The following is a 19,640-nucleotide window of genomic DNA, read 5'->3' on the forward strand; positions in this document are numbered from 1 at the left end:
GCGTTTTGCGGAAAACTCTCCAGATTGCGGAAAAGCAAAAGGGTTTCCAGTTGCCTGAAAACCCTTTTAAATACTGGTGGGGCGTGAGTGACTCGAACACTCGACCTACGGATTAACAGTCCGCTGCTCGCATCATTCCGTCTTTGCCGCCAGCGCAGCAAGCATCGCGTCGCCCACGACATGCGCGCCGCTGGCCTTGAGCGCCTCGCCAGCGCCGCGTGCATCGCGCGCTTCCCGGTTCTGGCCGAGCTTGAGCTTGCCCTCAAGGCGCGTGATCTCGATCTCGAGACCAACAATCACCTTCAGCAAATCATCGATGTAGTCGGCAGGCGCGTCCGACATCTTCCACGGCTTAGGCTGCGCGGCCTCATGCGCGCGCGTCAGGCGAGCCACCACGCCGCGCGCGAAACGCGCGTCGTCACGCACGGTGATACGGCCATGCGCATGCACCACGCGATAGTTCCAGGTCGGCACATCCTTGTGGTGCTCGTGCTTGCTCGGATACCACGTCGGCGAGATGTACGCATCGCCCGCGCGGAAGATGACGAGCACCTCATCGCCGTTGGCGACGTCTTTCCACACTGGGTTGGCGCGCGCCACGTGGGCATGCAGCACGCCAAGCTGGCCCTCTTCCGGCAGCAGCAAGAACGGAATGTGGTTCGCATCCAGCCCCTGCTCGCCATGCGTGACGAGCGTCCCGAACGGGTTCTGCGCGATCAGGTCGTGCAACGCGTCAGGACGCGATTCTTCAAAGTGGGCGGGGATGTACATGGCGACTCCGGCAACGATCGTGCAATCGAACAGGAAAGCGCCCATTCTGAACCAGAACGTGGCTCCGAAACAGAGCCAGATTCACGCGAATTACTAGAGCCAGCCTAGTCGCGCAGCAGGTTCTTGGCGATGATGAGCTGCTGGATCTGCGTGGTGCCTTCGTACAGGCGCAGCAGACGCACATCGCGATAGAAGCGCTCGGCCTTGTATTCGGCAATGTAGCCCGCGCCACCGTGAATCTGCACCGCACGATCCGCCACACGGCCGACCATCTCGGTGCAGAACATCTTGGTGCAGGACGCCAGCATGCTGATTTCGTGGTCCTGTTTTCCGATGGGCTTGGCGTCGTAGCGGCGCGCGCAGTCGCGCACCATCGACATGCCGGCGTACAGCTCCGCCTGGCTGTCGGCCAGCATGGCCTGGATCAACTGAAAGTCTGCGATGGGCTGGCCGAACTGCTTGCGCTCCTTGGCGTAGGCCACCGCGTCGGTCAGCAGCCGGTGCGCCATGCCGCATGCCAGGGCCGAGATGTGCAGGCGGCCGCGGTCCAGCACCTTCATCGCCGTCTTGAAGCCCTGCCCCGCCACGCCGCCAATGATGTTGGCCGCCGGCACGCGCACGTTGTCGAGCATGACATCGCAGGTCTTGGTGCCGCGCTGGCCCATCTTCCTGTCGGGCTTGCCGAGCGTGATGCCCGGCGTATCGGCCGGCACGATGAAGGCGGAGATGCCGCCCGCGCCCTCGCTGCCTGTGCGCGCCATCAGCGTGAACGCCCCGGCGCGCGGCGCGTTGGTGATGAAACGCTTGGTGCCGTTGATGACGTAGTGATCGCCGTCCAGCGTGGCCCGCGTCTGCAGCGATGCGGCGTCCGAACCGGCGTTCGGTTCCGTCAGCGCAAACGAGATGATCAGCTCGCCACTGGCGATGCGCGGCAGGTAATCGGCCTTCTGCGCATCGGTGCCGTCCATCAGGATGCCCTGCGAGCCGATGCCGACGTTGGTGCCGAACACCGAGCGGAAGGCCAGCGCCGTATGCCCGAGGTCGTACACCACCTCGCATTCCTGCGCCATCGCCAGGCCAATGCCGCCGTATTCCTCTGGAATCGACAGGCCGAACAGGCCCATCTCTTTCATGTCGGCAACGATGTCGGCGGGCACGTCATCCTCTTCCTCGAGGATGTTTTCCGCCGGCATGAGCCGTTCCTGGATAAAGCGCTGCACCGATTGCTGCAGCAGGCCGAAGGATTCGTCGTCGAGCGCCATGTCGCTGATTCCTGGGGATGTTCCGGCCGATGTTACCGGGTTGGCACGTTTTGACAATCCGGACCGACATCAACAGAATGTCGAGTCTCATTCACCAATCTGGCGGGCCGTCATGGATCTCAATGCGCTCAAGCTGTTCGTGGAAATCGTCGACGCGGGCAACCTGTCGGCGGCGGCACGCCGGCTGCAGACCACGCGCTCGAACGTGAGCCACCGGCTGAAGGCGTTTGAGCGCGCACTGGGCGTGCAACTGCTGCGCCGGACCACGCGCCGCGTGGAACCCACGGAGGTGGGCGCCGGCATCTACGAACACGGCCGCAGCATCCTGCGCGAAATGGCCGCCGCCGACGCGCTGGTCTCGTCGCTCGGCAAATCACTGCAAGGCAGCGTGCGGCTCTCGGTGCCGACGGGGTTGGGGCATTTGCTGGTGTCGCCGCTGCTGGTGGCCTTCAAGCGGGCGTATCCGGATATCCGGCTGGATGTGCGGTTCGACAACCGCGTGTCCGACCTGATTAGCGAGGACGTCGACGTGGCACTGCGCATCGTCTCCAACCCGCCCGAATCGCTGGTCGCCACGCTGCTCGATGAAGTCGACTGGGTGCTGTGCGCCGCGCCGGACTACCTGGCCGTGCATGGCGTGCCGAAAACGCTCGACGCGCTCGCAGCCCACACCATCGTCAGCGCGCCGGCCGTCGGACAACCGTTGCGGCTGTCGGCGCAGCTGGGCGATGAGCGGACACTCGTGACGCTGGACCCGGGCGTCTCGTCCGACAATTACCTGTTCCTTCAAGCCGCCGTGCGCTCGGGCAATGGGCTCGGCATCCTGCCCTATTACGCCGCGGCCGATGATCTGCGCGACGGCCACGTCAAACGCGTGCTGCCCGCGTATCGGTTCAGCGTGTTTGGCAGCCGCCTTTACATGCTGGCAATGCCCAGCCGATACCGGACGCTCGCGACACGGCACTTGCTGGACTTCCTGAAAGACGGTCTGCAAGGCAAGTTGCCGCGCCTGTCCCGCAAGGGGCACGCCTGATTACGCTTCCAGCGGCATCAAGCCCGGCAACTGCGCAAAGCAGATCGACTTGGCCGTCTCGATAAAGTCCTGCGCAAACGGCGCCTGCGCATAGTCGCGCGTCATGGCGGCGTAGAGATCGCTCCACAGGCCTTCCTTGCCGACACGCTTGGCCACCACGTATTCGTAATCGACGTAATTCTTGATGCCCCAGCTCGGCAGCGCGGCCAGCCCGCGGCGGCTGGCAACGAGCTGCAGCACGGCGATGGTCAGCTCCGCCGTGCGGCGGTTGAATGCGATGCCGGCCGGTGTCAGCACCTGGCGGATCAGATCGATGCGCTCTTCGGGCACGGGGTAGGTGATGAGCGTCTGGTCCGTAAAGTCCTTCGCCTCCAGCCACTTCTTGTTGCGCAGCGCGTGGTCAACGGGCAGCACGGCAAGGATCTCGAAGCGGAACAGCGGCGCAAATACCACGCCGCGCCGCATCTTGGCATCCGAGCCGATGATGACGTCGGCGCGGCCGTCCTTGAGCAGCGCGAGCGGATCCGTGTGAAAACCCGACACGAGGTCCATCTCCACTTCCGGCCAGCGCTGGCGGAAGGCGTCCATCACGGGCATCAGCCAGTCAAAGCAGGTGTGGCATTCCAGCGCGATGCGAAGCGTGCCGGCCGCGCGGCCCTTGATGCGTTCAAGGTCGCGCTCGGCGGTCTGGATGTCGGCGACGACCTTTTGCGCGAGTTCCAGCATGCGCTCGCCGGCTTCGGTCAACTCCACCGTCTGGCCCTTGCGGCGCACGACGGCCAGCCCATAGTGCGACTCCAGCGCGCGCAATTGATGCGACAGCGCCGATTGCGTGAGGTGCAGCCGCTCGGCGGCGCGCGAGACGGAGCCACCGTCGGCCAGGGCGATCAGCGTGCGCAGATGGCGGATTTCAAGCATGTTCGTGCGATTTCCAATATATGAATTTCATTCAACGTTATCGAAAATAATATCATTTGATTCATGACAACGGGTCGCCGATCATCGCTGGACTGAAAACCGAATCGATTCTCCTGCGACCACTATGACGACCATCCACACCCTCGGCTACCCGCGCATCGGCGCGCAACGCGAGCTGAAATTCGCGCTCGAATCGTTCTGGAAAGGCGCCTCGTCCGAAGACGACCTGCGTGCCACCGGCCGCGCCCTCCGCGCGCGCCACTGGACTGCCCAGCGCGACGCCGGCCTCGACTTTGTGACCGTGGGCGATTTCGCCTGGTACGACCAGGTGCTGCAGACGGCCGCCCTGCTCGGCGCCATTCCCACGCGCTACGGCTTTGATGCCGCGCAGTTGACGCTGGCGCAATCGTTCGTGCTCGCCCGCGGCAATGCCGATCACGCGGCCATGGAAATGACGAAGTGGTTCGACACGAATTACCACTACCTCGTGCCTGAACTGACGCCCGACCTCCTCGATCGGCAATGGGGCCAAGGCACCGAATGGCTGTTCGACGAAGTGCGCGAGGCACAGGCCGCAGGGCACCGCGTGAAGGTGGCGCTCATCGGGCCGGTCACGTTCCTGCATCTGGCCAAGGCGCGCAACGGCTTGACCGACAAGCTCGCACTGCTGCCGCAAGTGCTTCAGGCCTACGCGGCCGTGCTGCAGCGCCTGGCCGCGCTGAATGTGGAATGGGTGCAGATCGACGAACCGGCGCTGGTGCTGGATCTGCCGCAAGCCTCGGTGCACGCATTCGGCTCCGCTTACCAGGCGCTGGCCGCTGCCAAGGGCCCGAAGCTGCTGCTGGCGACGTACTTCGAAGCCGCGTCCCACCATGCTGCCCTGATCAAAACCCTGCCGGTCGATGGCGTGCATCTGGATCTGGTGCGTGCACCGGACCAGCTTGGCGCGTTCGCACCGTGGCCTGCTGACAAGGTGCTCTCCGTTGGCGTGGTCGACGGCCGCAACATCTGGCGCTCCGATCTCGCGCGCGTGCTCGAACGCGTAGCGCCGCTGGCCGAAGCCTTTGGCGATCGCCTGTGGGTCGCGCCGAGCTGCTCGCTGCTGCATGTGCCGGTCGACCTGTCCGCTGAAACCAAGCTCGACGACGAACTCAAGGGCTGGCTGGCCTTCGCGCGCCAGAAGCTGGACGAACTGGCAATCCTCAAGCTCGCGCTGGTCGAGGGCCCCGCCGCCGTGCAGAAGGCGCTGGATGACAACCGCGCCGCCATCGCCTCGCGCACCCAATCCCGCCGCGTGCACAACGCTGGCGTCAAGAAGCGTGTGGCCGAGATCCGCGCAGAAGATGCAGAACGCGCCGCACCTTATGCCGACCGCGCAGAAGCGCAGCAAGCCCGCCTGAACCTGCCGCTGCTGCCGACCACCACCATCGGCTCGTTCCCGCAGACGGCCGAGATTCGCCAGGCACGGGCACAACACAAGCGCGGTGAACTGCCCGCGCTGGATTACCTGCAGCGCATGCGCGCTGAAATTACCGACGTCGTGCGCCGCCAGGAAGCACTCGGCCTCGACATGCTCGTGCACGGAGAGGCCGAGCGCAACGACATGGTCGAATACTTCGGCGAACTGCTGTGGGGCTACGCCTTCACCGCCAACGGCTGGGTGCAGAGCTACGGCTCGCGTTGCGTGAAGCCACCCGTGATCTACGGCGACGTATACCGCCCGGAAGCGATGACGGTCGAGTGGTCCAAGTACGCACAAAGCCTGACCGCCAAGCCGATGAAGGGCATGCTGACCGGCCCGGTGACGATGCTGCAGTGGTCGTTCGTGCGCGACGACCAGCCGCGCGAGCAGACCGCGCTGCAGATTGCCCTGGCCCTGCGCGACGAAGTGTGCGATCTGGAAGCCGCCGGCATTGCTGCCATCCAGATCGACGAACCGGCTTTCCGCGAAGGCCTGCCGTTGCGCGCCTCCGATGTGCCGGGCTACCTGGAATGGGCGGCGCGTGCGTTCCGCGTGTCGGCCTCCGGCGTGCGTAACGACACGCAGATCCACACGCACATGTGCTATTCGGAGTTCAACGACATCCTGCCGGCCATCGCATCGATGGATGCCGACGTGATCACGATCGAGACCTCGCGCTCGAACATGGAACTGCTCGACGCGTTTGGGGAGTTTGCGTACCCGAACGAGATTGGGCCGGGCGTGTACGACATCCATTCGCCGCGCGTGCCGCGTGTGGAAGAGATGGAAGCGTTGCTGGACAAGGCCGCCCAGGTCGTGCCCGTGCAACGCCTGTGGGTGAACCCCGATTGCGGCCTGAAGACGCGCGGCTGGGCGGAAGTGGAAGCGGCACTGCAAGGCATGGTGGAAGCCACGCGCCGCTTGCGCGCCAAGCATGCCAATGCGCTGCATGCGGGCAGCAAGGCTACGCAGCGCGAAGGTGCGACGGCTTGAAAGTCGATAGCACGAAATAAAAACGCCAACCGGCTGGTTTCGGTTGGCGTTTTTTTTTTGCGCTCAAGCTCAGGTATCCACCTCTCCATGCCGGCCAGCACCACCTGCAAATCGCGCGGCGCCCTCCACCCCTTCGGCAAACACCATCGGCGTGCCGCGCGCGCCTTCCTGTTGCAGCGCTGCCGCCAACGGCAAATCCCACTGCGCATACGCCGACGCCCGATCGGCCAGCATGCATTGCTGCGGGGAGGCGGCGATGTCTCGGGCAAGCTTCTGCGCCATGGCAAGCGACTCGCCGATTCCGACCACGCGATTGGCCAGGCCCATGGCGAGCGCCTCGTCAGCGGAAACAGCGCGACCGGTCAGGATCATGTCCAACGCTCGGCCCATGCCGATGATCCGCGGCAAGCGCACCGTACCGCCGTCGATGAGCGGCACACCCCAGCGGCGGCAGAACACGCCGAATACGGCGTCGCGCTCCATGACGCGCAGGTCGGCCAACAGCGCAAGTTCCAGCCCGCCCGCCACGGCATAGCCGCTTACCGCAGCGATGAGCGGCTTGGACAGCGCCATGCGCGAAGGGCCCATTGGCCCGGGCATGCCGCCATCGGGGTCGAGATGATTGCGTCTGGAAGGATCGCCGACGGCCGTCAGGTCGGCGCCGGCACAGAAGTGGCCGCCGGTGCCGCCAAGCACCGCAACGCGCAGCGCGTCATTGGCTTCGAAACGCTCGAACGCATTGAGCAGCGCGGCAGCAGTCGGCCCGTCCACCGCGTTGCGGCATTCGGGCCGGTTGAGCAGGATGGTGCAGACCGGGCCATCGGTCTGGAAGAGCACGGCGTCGGGCATGGGCGGTCTCCGCAGCGCGGTACGTTGGCAGACCGCCCGATGCTACACCTAGCGCGGACCGTGCTCCGACGCGGCCTCGGCGCGGTGCCCGTGATGGCGCACGCCTCGGAACTTGCGCAGGGCCCACTCCTTGAAGTCGTCGACCTTCTCGAACACCACCGGCACCACGAGCAGGCTCAGCAGCGTAGAAGTCAGCAGACCGCCGATCACCGCCACGGCCATCGGTGCGCGGAAGCCGGCATCGCCTTCTAAGCCGAGCGCCATCGGCACCATGCCGGCCGTCATGGCCACCGTGGTCATGACGATGGGGCGGGCGCGCTTGTGGCACGCGTCGATGATCGCCTCGGTGCGCGACATGCCGAGATCGCGCCGCGCAACGATGGCGTATTCGACCAGCAGGATCGAGTTCTTGGTGACGATGCCCATCAGCATCAGCAAGCCGATCAACGCCGGCAACGACAAGCTGAAACCGAACAGCGCCAAGAGCCCGAACGCTCCGCCCACCGACAGCGGCAGCGCCGCCAGAATCGTCACCGGCTGCGTGAAGTCGTGGAACAGCAGCACCAGCACCGCATACACGCACAGCACGCCGGCAAACATGGCGAGGAAGAAACTGCTGAACAGCTCCTGCATGCCCTCCACATCGCCCGAGGCAATGCGGCGCACGCCCGGCGGCAAGTTCTTGATGGACGGCAGCGCCTCCACCGCCATGTTGGTGTCGCCCAGCGCGCGCCCTTCCAGCCCGACGCTGATGGTGACGTTGCGGCTGCGGTCATACCGGTCGATCTGCGCGGGGCCGCTGCCGATGGAAATATCGGCGATATTCTCCAGCGGCACCGCGCCGTTGCGGCCCGGCACGCGCAACTGGCGGATCGTGTCGATCTGGTTGCGTGCCTTCGGATCGAGTTCAACGCGGATGTACACCTGCCGCTCGGGCAGGTTCAGCTTCGGCAGGTTGACGTCGTAGTCGCCTGCGGTGGCCACGCGCACGGCCTGGCCAATCGCTGCGGCGGTCACCCCTTGCTGTGCCGCGCGCGCAAAGTCCGGGCGGATGACGATTTCGGGCCGCAGCAGACTGGCCGACGACGTGACCGCACCGAGCCCCGGCACGGTACGCAGATCGCGCATCACATCGCGCGCGGCCTGCTGAAGCGTGGCAGGATCGTCACCGGTCAGCACCACCTGGAGTTGCTCGCCGGAGCCCACCGCACCAAACGAGATTCGCACGCCGGGCACGCCTTCCAGCATTTCGCGCAACTGGCGCTGGACGTCCTGCTGCTTGACGTGCCGATCGTGCCGGTCAGTCAGCGAGATCGTGAGCGTGCCGTTGCGCACCTCGCCGCCGCTGGAGCCCGGCACGCCGGCCATCACGCCCGAGCCGATGGCCGTATAGACGTGACGGACTTCCTTGTGCTGCATCACGATCTTGCGCACGCGCTCGGTGTTGTCGCGCGTCTGCGCGATGGTGCTGCCGGGCGGGCTTTCCACCGTCATCTGCAGCTGCGCCCAGTCTTCGGGCGGCAGGAACGTCGCGGGAATCAGCCCGATGATGGCGACCGACACAACGAAGAACGCCGCCGCCATGCCGCCCGTCTTCCACGGGTGGACGAGACACCAGCGTGCCGCCTGCAGATAGCGCGTCATGATCCAGCTGTCGCGGTTGGGCTCGTCCTGCGGCTTGAGCATGTACGCGGCCATCATGGGCGTGAGCAGCCGCGCCACCAGCAGCGAGGCCAGCACCGCCAGCGACGCCGTCCATCCGAACTGCTTGAAGAACTTGCCCGAGATACCGCCCATGAAGGCCGTCGGCAGAAACACCGCCACCAGCGTGAGCGATGTCGCCACCACGGCCAGGCCAATCTCCTGCGCCGCTTCCATGGCAGCCTCCAGCGGCTTCTTGCCATTGCGCAGGTGGCGCACGATGTTCTCTACCTCGACGATGGCGTCGTCAACGAGAATCCCGACCACCAGCGTGAGCGCCAGCAGCGTGATGCCGTTGAGCGTGAAGTCGAGCAACTGCATGGCCGCGAAGGTCGGGATGATCGACAACGGCAACGCCACGGCCGACACGAACGTGGCCCGCCAATCGCGCAGGAACAGCCACACGACGATCACCGCCAGGATGGCGCCCTCGTATAGCGCGTGCATCGACGCGGTGTACGCATCGGACACCGGCTTGACCATGTTGTAGACCTCGGTCACATGCACGTTGGGCCGCTCGGCCTGCAGCGCGGCCAGCGCTTCGCGCACGCCCTTGGCCACCGAGATTTCGCTTGCGCCGCGCGAGCGGAACACCTGGAAGCTCACGACAGCCTTGCCGTCGAACAGCGCCATCTGGCGTGGCTCAGCCGCGGTATCGCGCACGTCGGCCACATCCGACAGGCGAATGCGCCGGCCGTCGGACAACGGGATGTCCATCTGCGCCAGTTCGCGCGCGCTCTTCACCGTGCCGAGCGTGCGCACGGCCTGCTCCTGCCCGCCGATGTTGCCGCGCCCACCCGGCGCTTCCTGCTGCATGCCGCGCACTTGCGCGCTGATATCCGCCGCCGACACGTTCAACGCCTGCAGGCGCACGGGGTCAAGCTGCACGCGCACTTCGCGGTCCACACCGCCCTGGCGTGTCACCTTGGCCACGCCATGCACCGACAGCAGCCGCTTGTTGACCGTGTTGTCGACGAACCAGGACAGATCCTCCGCATCCATGTCAGGCGCTTCCACGGCGTACGTCAGCACAGGGAGGCTGGCGAACGTCACGCGCGAGATAACCGGTTCCTGCACGTCGGACGGCAACTGCGCGCGGATGCGGCTGACCGCATCGCGCACGTCGTTCACGGCCTCCTGCACATCCTTCTCGAGCTGGAACTCGACCATCGTGGTCGAGCTGCCGTCGTTGATGGTGGAAGTGATGTGCTTGATCGCGCCGATGCTCGCAATGCTGTCTTCGATCTTGCGCGTGACCTCGGTTTCCATCTGCGTGGGCGTGGCGCCTGGCAGGCTGGCCGTCACGGAAACCGCGGGAAAGTCGATGTCCGGAAAATTCTGGATCGACAGCATCTTGAACGACACCAACCCCGCCACCGTGATCAGGATGAACAGCAGGATCGACGGGATCGGCTTGCGGATCGCCCAGGCGGAAAAGTTCATGGCTTGGCTCCGGCTGCCGGCGCCGCGGGTGCGGACGCTGCACCGGCGGTCGCCACACGCACCACATCGCCATCGCTCAGGAAGGCAGCGCCCGCGGCGACCACGCCGTCATTCGCGCCGATGCCCTGCACGATTTCAACTTGCCGGTCCTGCCGGCGGCCAATCGTGACCTTGGTCTGGCGCACGCGGCCTTGCTGGCCGATCACCATCACGTAGTCGTAACCATCGCGCGAGAAGACGGCGGTCTCCGGCAAGGTCGCGGCCGGCGCATCGCCCAGCAGCACATCGCCCGAGAGATACATGCCGGCCTTCACGCCGGACGTTGCAGCTTCCGGCGGCAGATCGACATAGACGAGGCCATTGCGCGTGTTGGCATCGACCGTGGGAGCGACCTGGCGCACGCGGCCGTTCACCACCCCGCCATCCATGCGGCGCACGCGCGCGGCCTGGCCGGGCTGGATGCGCGGCAGGACGTCGCCGTGCATTTCAGCGCGCCATTCCAGGCGATTCTTGCGGATGAGCTTGAAGAGTTCGGTGCCGGACGACACCACGGCGCCCACGGTGGCCGTGCGTGCGCTGATCACGCCGTCGTCGGGCGCGACCACACGCGTGTAGCGCAAGCGCAATTGCTGGCTCTCGAACTGCGCCCGGGCGGCGGCCAGCTTGGCAGCCGCCGTCTTGGCCTGCGTGTCGTACTGGATCAAATCCTGTTGACTGATCGCACCGCTCTTGTCGAGTTCGTGCGCGCGGTGCGCCTCGCCGGCGGCTTGCGCGGCCGACGCCTCGGCTTCGGCTAGGCTGGCACGCTGCGCGGCCACATCAGCCCGCACGGTTTCATCCGACAGACGGGCAAGCAGCTGGCCTTGCTTGACCACATCGCCCACGTTGACGAGCACTTCCGCCAGCTTCAACCCGCTCACCTCGGCGCCGATGCTGGCTTCCTGCCACGGCTGCACCGCACCGCTGGCCGTGGCGACACGCGGCCACACCCGCTGCGCGAGATGCGCAACGTTGACAGCCAGCGCCGGCTTGGCAGGCGTCTGCTCGTTCTTCTTGTTCTCGGGCGCAGATTTGCCGCACGCCGCCAGCGCGCCGGCCAGCAACACCGCCAGCGCGCCCATCCAAACTCGTTGTCCTGTCATGAAGCGGTTCCGGTATGCGCCCCGCCCTGTGCGGCCGGCGCAGTGGTCTTGTTTTCGGGATGAGGATTGGCGCCATCGTCGCGCCAGCCGCCGCCGACGGCCTTGTACAGCGCCACCCAGGCCTGTGCGCGTTCGAGCTTGATGGCCGCCAGCGATTGCGAAGCCTGCAACGCCGTACGCCGCACGTCTTCCAATTGGAGCAGGCTGCCGGCGCCCAGCCGGTAGCGCGCGTTCGACGCTTCCAGCACCTTTGCGTATTGCGCATCGGCCATCGCGGCAGCATCGACGCGGCGGTCCGAAGCATCGAGGCGCACCAGCGCGTCTTCCACTTCCTGCACGGCCTGGCGCACCTTGCCGCGATAGCTGGCCAGCGCCTGGTCGTAACGGGCACGCGCCGTTTCCACACGCGCCGCGCCCGAGCCGCCGTCAAAGATCGGCAACGACACCGACGGCCCAAACGACCACGACTTGCTCGTCAACGATTGACCGCCAAGGCGGTACGAATTGATGCCGATGGAACCCGCCAGCGTGATCGACGGCAAGCGGCTTGCCACCGCCACACCGATATCGGCGCTGGCTCCCGCCACCGCGCGCTCGGCCGACGACACATCCGGCCGTTGCGACAGCACCTGCGCCGGCACATCGGGCACGCCGGCATCGGGCGGCGCCGGAATCTGCGCGTTGTCCTTGGACAGCAGCCCGTTCAGCGCCTCATGGTCAAGGCCGGTGAGGGTGACGAGCTTGTCGATCCCCTGCGCGCATTGCGCACGCTGGCCCTCCAGCGCATTCACCGCATCACCAACGGTCGCCTGCGCTTGTGCAAAGTCAGCCGGCGCGACAAAACCCGCACGGAATTTTCGTTCGGTCAATTGCAGCGTTTCCTGTCGGGACGAGAGCGTTGCCGCGCCGATATTCACGAGCGCCTCGCACTCGCGCTGCTGCAAGTAGGTGTTGGCGACCTCCGCGGCGAGCGATACGCGCGCGTCGTGCCAATCGGCCTCGCTGGCCGTCAACCGCGCATCGGCGCCTTCCTGGCTGCGGCGTTTGCCGCCGAAGAGATCGATCTCCCAGGAGGCGTCGGCCTGCGCCGCCAGCGTGGTGATCGTGCCCAGCCCCAGCGTCGGGTTGAGTGCGCCACCGGAAAGCCCGCCCGCGCCGCCGGCAAACTGGCTGCCGCCGAACCCGCCCTGCCGCATGGCAGAGCCGGAACCCTTCAATTGGGGGAACAGCGCCGCGCGGCTGGTCGAGACGCTCGCCCGCGCCTCGCGCACGCGACCTACGGCCTGCGCAATCGTCGGGCTCGTCGCATCGGCTTGCTCAACCAGTTGGGTGAGCACGGGATCGTGAAACTGCTCCCACCAGCGCGCCAATGCCATGCGGCTGCCGTGGTGCGGCAGCGTGGCATGCCAGCCTTGTGGCGCTTCGGTGCCGCTCAGGGGCGGCGTGTGGTAATCGGGCCCGACCGCGCAGCCGGCCAGCAGCAGGGCCAGCACCAGCGGCGCGATCTGGGCGCGACCGCCGGGCGCGTGGCTGCCGGCGTGTCGACCTGTCGTCATGGGAAGTGTCCTTCGGGAACGCAGCTGGGATTATGCCCAGTCAAGCGTCTGCAAGACATCTGCCCCGCAGCGATACTCAGCCAACCCTCGACAACCGGTCAGGCGTTGCTCAGAACCATGCGCCCATCGACGTCAACCCGGGGCGTCAGATATAGCCCAGCAGCACAAGAATGACCACGATCACCACGATCAGCCCAAGGCCGCCCGTCGGCCCATAGCCCCAGCTCCGGCTGTACGGCCACGACGGCAATGCGCCGATCAGCAGCAAGATGAGAACGATGATGAGGATGGTGCTCAACATGATGCCTCCTGTTTCTGTGTTGGTATGCCGCCGTTCCGTCGTGGCGCTGCGGCTTACACGGCATCTAGCACGCCCCGTTCCCGTGCTGGCTCTATCTGCGGTTTTCTTGAATACCTGGCAGTTAATTGCGGAGCGCCGGACGCACTGAAAGCCACCGGTGCGCCCTTTGTTAGGTCAGGCGGAAGACTGGGACGAAGACAACGTCTTTGCGCGGCCACCGCGCGTAGCCAGCCAACACAGGATCGATCCGGCAACCACCATCGACGCGCCCTTCCAGAACGCAAATGACAGCGGCGCATGCAACAGCGCCGCGGCCAGCGCCGCCGAAAACACGGGGATGAAATACGACGCGCCCGCCAGCACAGTGACGTTGCCATGCAGGATGCCGACGTTCCACGCTGCGTAGCCAAACCCCATTGCCGATGCGGCCAACGCAAGGTAGATGACTGCCGACACGCTGAAATGCATCGCCCCGCCGCCCGTGGCGAAGAACTTGATCCAAAGCGCCAGCGCCGTCAGGATGAAAAACAGCGTTGCGCCATTCTTGCCGTTGGCAATGCGGCTGGTCACGGTGCAATACGCCGCCCAGATCACCGCGCCCGTGAAGGCCAATCCGTAACTGAGCGGGTTGTCCTTGACGTTGCCGGCCATGCCGGCGATATCAAGCCCCTGCTCCCCGCCGAGCACGAAGCAGATCCCGAGGATGGAAGCCAAGACACCCGGCACGATCAGCGCATTCGCGCGCTGCTTGTTGAAGGCGATGGCCGCCAGCATCGTGAACGTCGGCCACAGGTAATTGACCATCCCGACCTCGATCGCTTGCCGCCCGCTGCTGGCATAGCCGATCGACAGCGAGAGACAGAGCTCATACGACACGAACAGCAGGCTGCCCCACACAAGGTAGCGCCGTGGAAACGTCCTCAAATCATTGAAGCCGACGGTGAATACCAGCAACACCGACGCGACGGAATAAATCATGGCGGCGCCGCCCACGGCCCCCAAATGCTGGCTCACGCCCCGGATCAACCCGACGATCGAACTCCACAGCAGCACGGCGATGAGTCCGATGAGTGTTGCCCGACTTTTGCTTTGCATAACACCTGCTTGCACTGACATGTCCGCCTGAAGAAAACCGCTCGCTTGCGCCCGGCCCAACGCTGCCGGTAAAGCCGTGCAGTTTACCGGCCGCAGTGGCAGATCGTGCGATAGCCGTATCTCCATCTACGGACGATGCTTCGCTATAAGATGCTGACGATCAAAATTCGAGGTTTGCTATGACGTCTTTTGCAATCGAAGCGCCCGTTTCCGTGGGCTGGATTGGCACGGGGCGGCTGGCGCGGGCATTGGCCACACGGGCACACGATGCAGGCGTGCGCACCGTGGCGGTTGCAAACCGGTCGGCCGCGCCCGCTGCATGGCTCGCACAAGCTACGGGTGCAAAGGCTGTCGATGCGCAAGGCGTGGCGGATGCCGCCGATTGGGTGTTCGTGACCGTGCCGGATGACGCCATCCCGGGCGTGGTCGGCAACGTGCGCTGGCGACCGGGCCAGCTCGTCCTCCACTGCAGCGGCGCCGGCGAACGCGACCTGCTGGATGCCGCCCGCCAGGCCGGCACGGAGACCGCCAGCTTCCACCCGCTCTTCCTGTTTGCTGGTTTGCCGGATGACGCGGAACGCCTGGGCGGCGCCTCCATCGCCATTGACGCCGACGCCCCGCACGATGCGGCGCTCGCCAGCTTTGCGCTGCGGCTGGGCTGCACGCCGCTGAAGGTGCGTGCCGGGCAACGCGCCCTGTATCACGCCGGCGCCAACTACGCGGCCAGCTTCCTGCTGTGCGCGCTGCAAGAAGCGGCCACGCTGTGGGAAGCCGCAGGCATCGACCGGGATGCCGCTGTCGCCGCCATGTGGCCGCTGGTGGACGGCACGTTGGCCGCAGCGCGCGCACGCGGCCTCGCTGGAGCGCTCGCAGGTCCGGTCTCGCGCGGAGACGGCGGCGTGATCGACAAACATCTGCAAGCGCTCGATGCCCTTGGCGCCGATCACGCGGCGCTGTACACCGCACTCACACGGCGCGCGCTCGCGTTGGCTGCCGAACGCGGCGCACCCTCCGCAGATGTGCTGAGCGAACTGGCTGCGCGACTCAACCCTACGTAATTCCGGGGTCGGCATCATTGGGATTGGACGACGGCCATGCACCAATCCGGCGCGCCCCCTACAATCGGCAGCTTGCCCGCCAGCCTGTTCTGCCATGTCCCACACACCGCACTCGCCGCCACCTCCTGCTGCACGTGACACCGCTGCACCCCGTTCATCCGGCGCGCTGATCCTGCTGGTGGTGGGGCTGGTGCTGGTGGGTGTGAACCTGCGCCCGGCGTTGTCGAGCCTGTCGCCCGTGCTCAAGCAGGTGACGGCAGGCACGGGGCTGTCTGGCGCCACGGCGGGCCTGCTGACGACGTTGCCGGTGCTGTGCCTCGGCCTGTTTGCGCCGGCCGCAGCGGTGCTGGCTCGGCGATTTGGCGCAGAACGCGCCGTGGGCGGCTTGCTGATTGCGTTGGCGGCAGGCATTGCCTTGCGCAGCGCGGGCGGCGTTGCGCCGCTCTTCATCGGCACGCTGGCGGCGGGTGCCTGCATTGGCGTAACGGGCATTCTGCTGCCGGGCATCGTCAAGCGTGATTTCGGCCGGCAGGCAGACCTGATGACCGGCGTCTACACCATGGCGCTCTGCTTTGGCGCGGCGGTGGCGGCCGGGGCAAGCGCGCCGCTTTCGGCATGGCTGGGCGGATGGCAACCGGCGCTGGCGTTCTGGGCTCTGCCGGCTCTGCTGGCCTTTGTCGGCTGGTGGCCGCATATGCGGCATGCGCACGGCAAGGGAGCGGCCACGCGGCTGCAGCGTGTGTCGCTGTGGAACAAGCCGATTGCCTGGCAGGTGACGCTCCATATGGGGCTGCAATCGTCCCTGGCGTATTGCGTGTTCGGCTGGCTGCCCGTGATCCTGCAAGACCGCGGGCTGTCTGCCGTGCAGTCGGGCGTGGTGGTGGCGGTGTCGATTCTCGTGCAGCTCATCACCGCGCTGGGCGGGCCGTTTGTGGCGCGGCTCGGGCGCGATCAACGCCCCGCCGTCGTCCTGATGATGCTGATGTGCTGGGCCGGCCTGATGGGCTGCCTGTACGCGCCGCTGTCGACGCTGTGGTGGTGGGCGGTCTTGCTGGGGCTCGGCCAGGGCGGCAATTTCAGCGTGGCGCTGTCGTTGATCGTACTGCGATCGGCCGATGCGCGCGTGGCGGCAAGCCTGTCGGCCATGACGCAGGGCATTGGCTACACCATGGCCGCTGCAGGGCCGTATCTCATGGGCGTGCTGCACGATCTGACCGGCAGCTGGGCCGCGATGGGCTGGCTGTTCAGCGCGATTGCGCTGGCCTCGCTCGTGGCCGGTTCACTCGCCGGGCGCAACCGTACGCTGCACGCCGGCGAGTGAGATCGCTATCGCAAGGCTTCGATCAAGCCTTGTGCTTCAACGTCCAGTTGGCCAGCGCCTGCATCTGTTCGGTGATCAGGCCGGCAATGCGCTCGTCCGTCAGATCGCCATCGGCGTTAAAGCCACCGGCGAACGCGTTGGCGAACACTTCCGGCTTGTTCAGCGGATGCAGATCCAGATACACGCAGACCTGACGGAGGTGGTATTGCGCGCGCGACGTGCCCATGCCACCACCCGCACCAAGAATGGCGACCGGTTTGCCTGCCAGCAACGTGTTGTTGGGCTCGCGCGAGGCCCAGTCCAGAATGTTCTTCAGCGCCGGAGCCAGCGAGTAGTTGTACTCGGGGCAGGCCAGCACCAGGGCATCGGCGCGGCCGATCTGTTCGAGCACGCTCACCACCGAGGCAGGCTTGTCCGTGATGTCGGCGTTGTAGAACGGAATATCCATCAGGTCGGCCAAGTCCATTTCCACGCCGGCGGGCAGGCGGGTGGATGCTGCGCGCAGCAGCCCCTGGTTAGTGGATTTGCGGCGCAGGCTACCGGCAATGCCAAGAAAATTCAGCGACATGAAGAACGACTCCGTCAATGTTGGGACTGGCGAGAATAACGGACATTCGCTCAATCAAGAAGAGGCTTCACGCGCTAAGCCTTCCCGGCGCGAAAACATCCGGCCTCATGGTCATCGACCATGCCGGTGGCCTGCATGAAGGCGTAGCAGATGGTCGGGCCGACAAACTTGAAACCGCGCTTGATCAGCGCCTTGCTCATCGCCTTGGACGCGTCGGTCGCGGCGGGTGCATCGCGGTAGCTGTCCCAGCGGTTGACGATGGTCTTTCCACCGACAAATGCCCACAGGAATGCATCGAGCGAACCCATTTCTTCCTGAAGCTCCAGCACCTTCCGCGCATTGATGACGGCGCCCTCTACCTTGGCACGATTGCGCACGATGCCCGGATCAGCGAGGAGCTTTTCGATGCGCGCCGGCGTGAAGCGCGCCACGCGTGCCGCATCAAACCCCTCGAACACTTCCTGGTACCGCGCCCGCTTGCGAAGAATGGTCTGCCATGACAGCCCCGCCTGCGCCCCTTCGAGAATGAGCATCTCGTAAAGGTGGCGATCATCGTGCGAGGGCACGCCCCACTCGGTGTCGTGATACTCGATCATCTGCGGGTCTTCGCCCGCCCAGCAGCAACGCGCCATCTCTTGTCTCCTAGATCCAGCCCGATTTGCGCAGCTTGCGATACAGCCACACGCAAGCGGTGGCCGTGCACGCCAGCACGATGGGATATCCCGCCGGATGCTCCAGCTCCGGCATGCCCTTGAAGTTCATGCCGTAGTTGCTGAACACCACGGTCGGAATTGCCAGAATAGCGCCCCACCCCGCCAGCCGCTTCACGATGTCGTTCTGCGTGACAGACACCAGCGCCACGTTCACGGAGATGGCCGTGGTCAGCATTTCGCGAATCACGTCCAGTGCGCCCACCGCGCGATGCGCGTGGTCGGCAATATCGCGGAAATACGCGCGCAGTTCCTTGGGCACCACGTCTTCATGCAGGCGCACGAGCTGACCGGCGATGTCTTCCACAGGCAGCGCGGCGTTGCGCAGGCGCAGAAGCTGGCGCTTGAGCGTATAGAGCCGCTCGATGGCCGCGCGATCGAACGTGTCGCCAAAGATCTGGCTTTCGATCTGCTCGAATTCTTCCTGCAGGCGTTCCAGCACGGGCTGATAGTTGTCGACCACGAAGTCCATCACCGCGTACAGCGCAAACGGCGCGCCCTTGGCCAGCAATTGCGGCGTGCGCTCGCAACGCTCGCGCACCGGCGAATACGACGCCGACGGCCCATGCCGCACCGAGACGAGAAAGTCCCGGCCGACAAACAGGTGCGTCTCGCCAAAGACGACGTTGCCGTTTTCTATCTGCGCGGTGTTTAGCACGATGAAGAGCACGTCGCCGTACAGCTCCAGCTTGGGCCGCTGGTGCGCGTTGCGGGCGTCTTCAATGGCGAGATCGTGCAGGCCGAATTCCTCCTGCACGCGGTCGAGCATCGCGTTGTCGGGCTCATGCAAACCAAGCCAGACAAAGGAGCCCGGCGTGTGCAGCACGTCGCTGATGGCCTCGACAGACAAGTCACGCTCACGCTTGCCGTTGCGGTACAGCGCGCTGTTGATCACCATGGACATGGTTGTCTCCGGAACGCATTCAGCGCGCATTAACGGTCTGCGGGCTGATCTGCGGATTTGCTATCGGATGCGGTGGAAGCCGCGGTGGCCAGCGACGGCACTTCGGCCAGACGTGTTTCGATTTGCGCGAGCGCTTCGGACAACGCGTGGACGAGGTCGTCCGGCAGCCCATCGAGCGTGGCATTGATGAAGGCGATGCGGCGCGGCATGCAGTCGAGCACGACAGCCAGGCCGGCATCTGACAGCGACACGTTGGTCAGGCGGTTGTCGCGCGCATCGGTTGCGCGTTCGATCCAGCCGAGCTGCTCCAGCACCTTGAGCTGGCGGGTGAGCGCGCCAGGGTCCATCTGCAGGCGCTCGGCCAGTTGCTTCTGAGCCATGCCGCCGCCGGTGTTGTCGTGCAGCGCCAGCAGGATGCGCCAGCGCGGCATCGGCTGGCCCACATGCGCCTCGAAGGCGGCCATGAACGCACGATAGGTGCGGCCGAACTGGTGCATGACGGCGAAGCGTTCGCGTTCAGAGGTCATCGATCAGGGCTGAGATTGCTGGGAAA

General features: G+C 65.6%; 17 protein-coding genes. 4 read left to right on the plus strand and 13 right to left on the minus strand.

What is annotated here, in order from left to right; genetic code table 11:
* Positions 1-132: 132 nt before the first annotated feature.
* Entirely contained in the window at positions 133-771 is a 639-nt protein-coding gene (locus tag R2669_RS23430) for an FMN-binding negative transcriptional regulator (protein ID WP_316902241.1), read from the minus strand.
* Positions 772-875: 104 nt separating this feature from the next.
* Entirely contained in the window at positions 876-2,033 is a 1,158-nt protein-coding gene (locus R2669_RS23435; RefSeq protein WP_316902243.1) for an acyl-CoA dehydrogenase family protein, read from the minus strand.
* Between the two features lie 112 nt (positions 2,034-2,145).
* On the opposite strand from R2669_RS23435, the gene R2669_RS23440 reads away from it, so the two are divergent.
* On the plus strand, positions 2,146-3,066 hold the full coding sequence (locus R2669_RS23440; protein WP_316902245.1) for a LysR family transcriptional regulator: 921 nt from the start codon (positions 2,146-2,148) through the stop codon (positions 3,064-3,066).
* Here the strand turns inward: R2669_RS23440 and R2669_RS23445 are convergent, their stop codons facing one another.
* Positions 3,067-3,984 carry a LysR family transcriptional regulator gene (locus tag R2669_RS23445; protein ID WP_027680114.1) on the minus strand — a complete coding sequence of 306 codons (918 nt, stop codon included), beginning with the start codon at positions 3,982-3,984 and terminating at the stop codon, positions 3,067-3,069.
* 124 nt (positions 3,985-4,108) lie between these two features.
* On the opposite strand from R2669_RS23445, the gene metE reads away from it, so the two are divergent.
* Positions 4,109-6,439, plus strand: coding sequence for a 5-methyltetrahydropteroyltriglutamate--homocysteine S-methyltransferase (metE, locus tag R2669_RS23450; RefSeq protein ID WP_316902247.1), 2,331 nt, complete (start codon positions 4,109-4,111; stop codon positions 6,437-6,439).
* Between the two features lie 69 nt (positions 6,440-6,508).
* On the opposite strand, the gene R2669_RS23455 is transcribed toward metE, so the two are convergent.
* From R2669_RS23455 to yddG, 6 genes are all read right to left on the minus strand, one after another.
* On the minus strand, positions 6,509-7,288 hold the full coding sequence (locus R2669_RS23455; protein WP_316890903.1) for a crotonase/enoyl-CoA hydratase family protein: 780 nt from the start codon (positions 7,286-7,288) through the stop codon (positions 6,509-6,511).
* 48 nt (positions 7,289-7,336) lie between these two features.
* The gene (locus tag R2669_RS23460; RefSeq protein ID WP_147215258.1) at positions 7,337-10,432 is read right to left on the minus strand and encodes an efflux RND transporter permease subunit; all 3,096 of its coding nucleotides are present in this window, start codon (positions 10,430-10,432) and stop codon (positions 7,337-7,339) included.
* Positions 10,429-11,574 carry an efflux RND transporter periplasmic adaptor subunit gene (locus tag R2669_RS23465; protein WP_316890902.1) on the minus strand — a complete coding sequence of 382 codons (1,146 nt, stop codon included), beginning with the start codon at positions 11,572-11,574 and terminating at the stop codon, positions 10,429-10,431. The genes R2669_RS23460 and R2669_RS23465 overlap by 4 nt, the downstream gene beginning before the upstream one ends.
* Entirely contained in the window at positions 11,571-13,130 is a 1,560-nt protein-coding gene (locus tag R2669_RS23470) for an efflux transporter outer membrane subunit (protein ID WP_316902250.1), read from the minus strand. Before R2669_RS23470 ends, R2669_RS23465 begins: the two co-directional genes overlap by 4 nt.
* A gap of 145 nt (positions 13,131-13,275) precedes the next feature.
* The gene (locus R2669_RS23475) at positions 13,276-13,431 is read right to left on the minus strand and encodes a DUF3309 family protein (RefSeq protein WP_012430511.1); all 156 of its coding nucleotides are present in this window, start codon (positions 13,429-13,431) and stop codon (positions 13,276-13,278) included.
* A 174-nt stretch (positions 13,432-13,605) separates the two neighbouring features.
* Positions 13,606-14,526 (minus strand): aromatic amino acid DMT transporter YddG, encoded by a 921-nt coding sequence (gene yddG / locus R2669_RS23480; protein WP_316902252.1) that lies wholly within the window; start codon positions 14,524-14,526, stop codon positions 13,606-13,608.
* A gap of 179 nt (positions 14,527-14,705) precedes the next feature.
* Here yddG and R2669_RS23485 point away from each other — a divergent pair, with 179 nt between their 5' ends.
* A complete protein-coding gene (locus tag R2669_RS23485; protein WP_316902253.1) occupies positions 14,706-15,584 on the plus strand; it encodes a Rossmann-like and DUF2520 domain-containing protein in 879 nt (292 codons plus the stop codon).
* Positions 15,585-15,678: 94 nt separating this feature from the next.
* Positions 15,679-16,905 carry a CynX/NimT family MFS transporter gene (locus R2669_RS23490; protein WP_316902255.1) on the plus strand — a complete coding sequence of 409 codons (1,227 nt, stop codon included), beginning with the start codon at positions 15,679-15,681 and terminating at the stop codon, positions 16,903-16,905.
* A 22-nt stretch (positions 16,906-16,927) separates the two neighbouring features.
* Here the strand turns inward: R2669_RS23490 and R2669_RS23495 are convergent, their stop codons facing one another.
* The 4 genes from R2669_RS23495 to R2669_RS23510 form a co-directional block, all read right to left on the minus strand.
* Positions 16,928-17,473, minus strand: a complete 546-nt coding sequence (locus R2669_RS23495; RefSeq protein ID WP_316902256.1) for an NADPH-dependent FMN reductase — start codon at positions 17,471-17,473, stop codon at positions 16,928-16,930.
* A gap of 74 nt (positions 17,474-17,547) precedes the next feature.
* Complete coding sequence (locus R2669_RS23500) at positions 17,548-18,105, minus strand: DNA-3-methyladenine glycosylase I (protein ID WP_316902258.1); 558 nt, start codon at positions 18,103-18,105, stop codon at positions 17,548-17,550.
* Between the two features lie 10 nt (positions 18,106-18,115).
* Positions 18,116-19,087, minus strand: a complete 972-nt coding sequence (locus tag R2669_RS23505; RefSeq protein WP_147215245.1) for a magnesium and cobalt transport protein CorA — start codon at positions 19,085-19,087, stop codon at positions 18,116-18,118.
* 29 nt (positions 19,088-19,116) lie between these two features.
* Positions 19,117-19,614, minus strand: a complete 498-nt coding sequence (locus R2669_RS23510) for a MarR family winged helix-turn-helix transcriptional regulator (protein ID WP_316902260.1) — start codon at positions 19,612-19,614, stop codon at positions 19,117-19,119.
* Positions 19,615-19,640 lie beyond the last annotated feature (26 nt).

Origin of the sequence: Ralstonia edaphi, assembly GCF_958350185.1 — a bacterium.
Classification (GTDB): Bacteria; Pseudomonadota; Gammaproteobacteria; order Burkholderiales; family Burkholderiaceae; genus Ralstonia; species Ralstonia edaphi.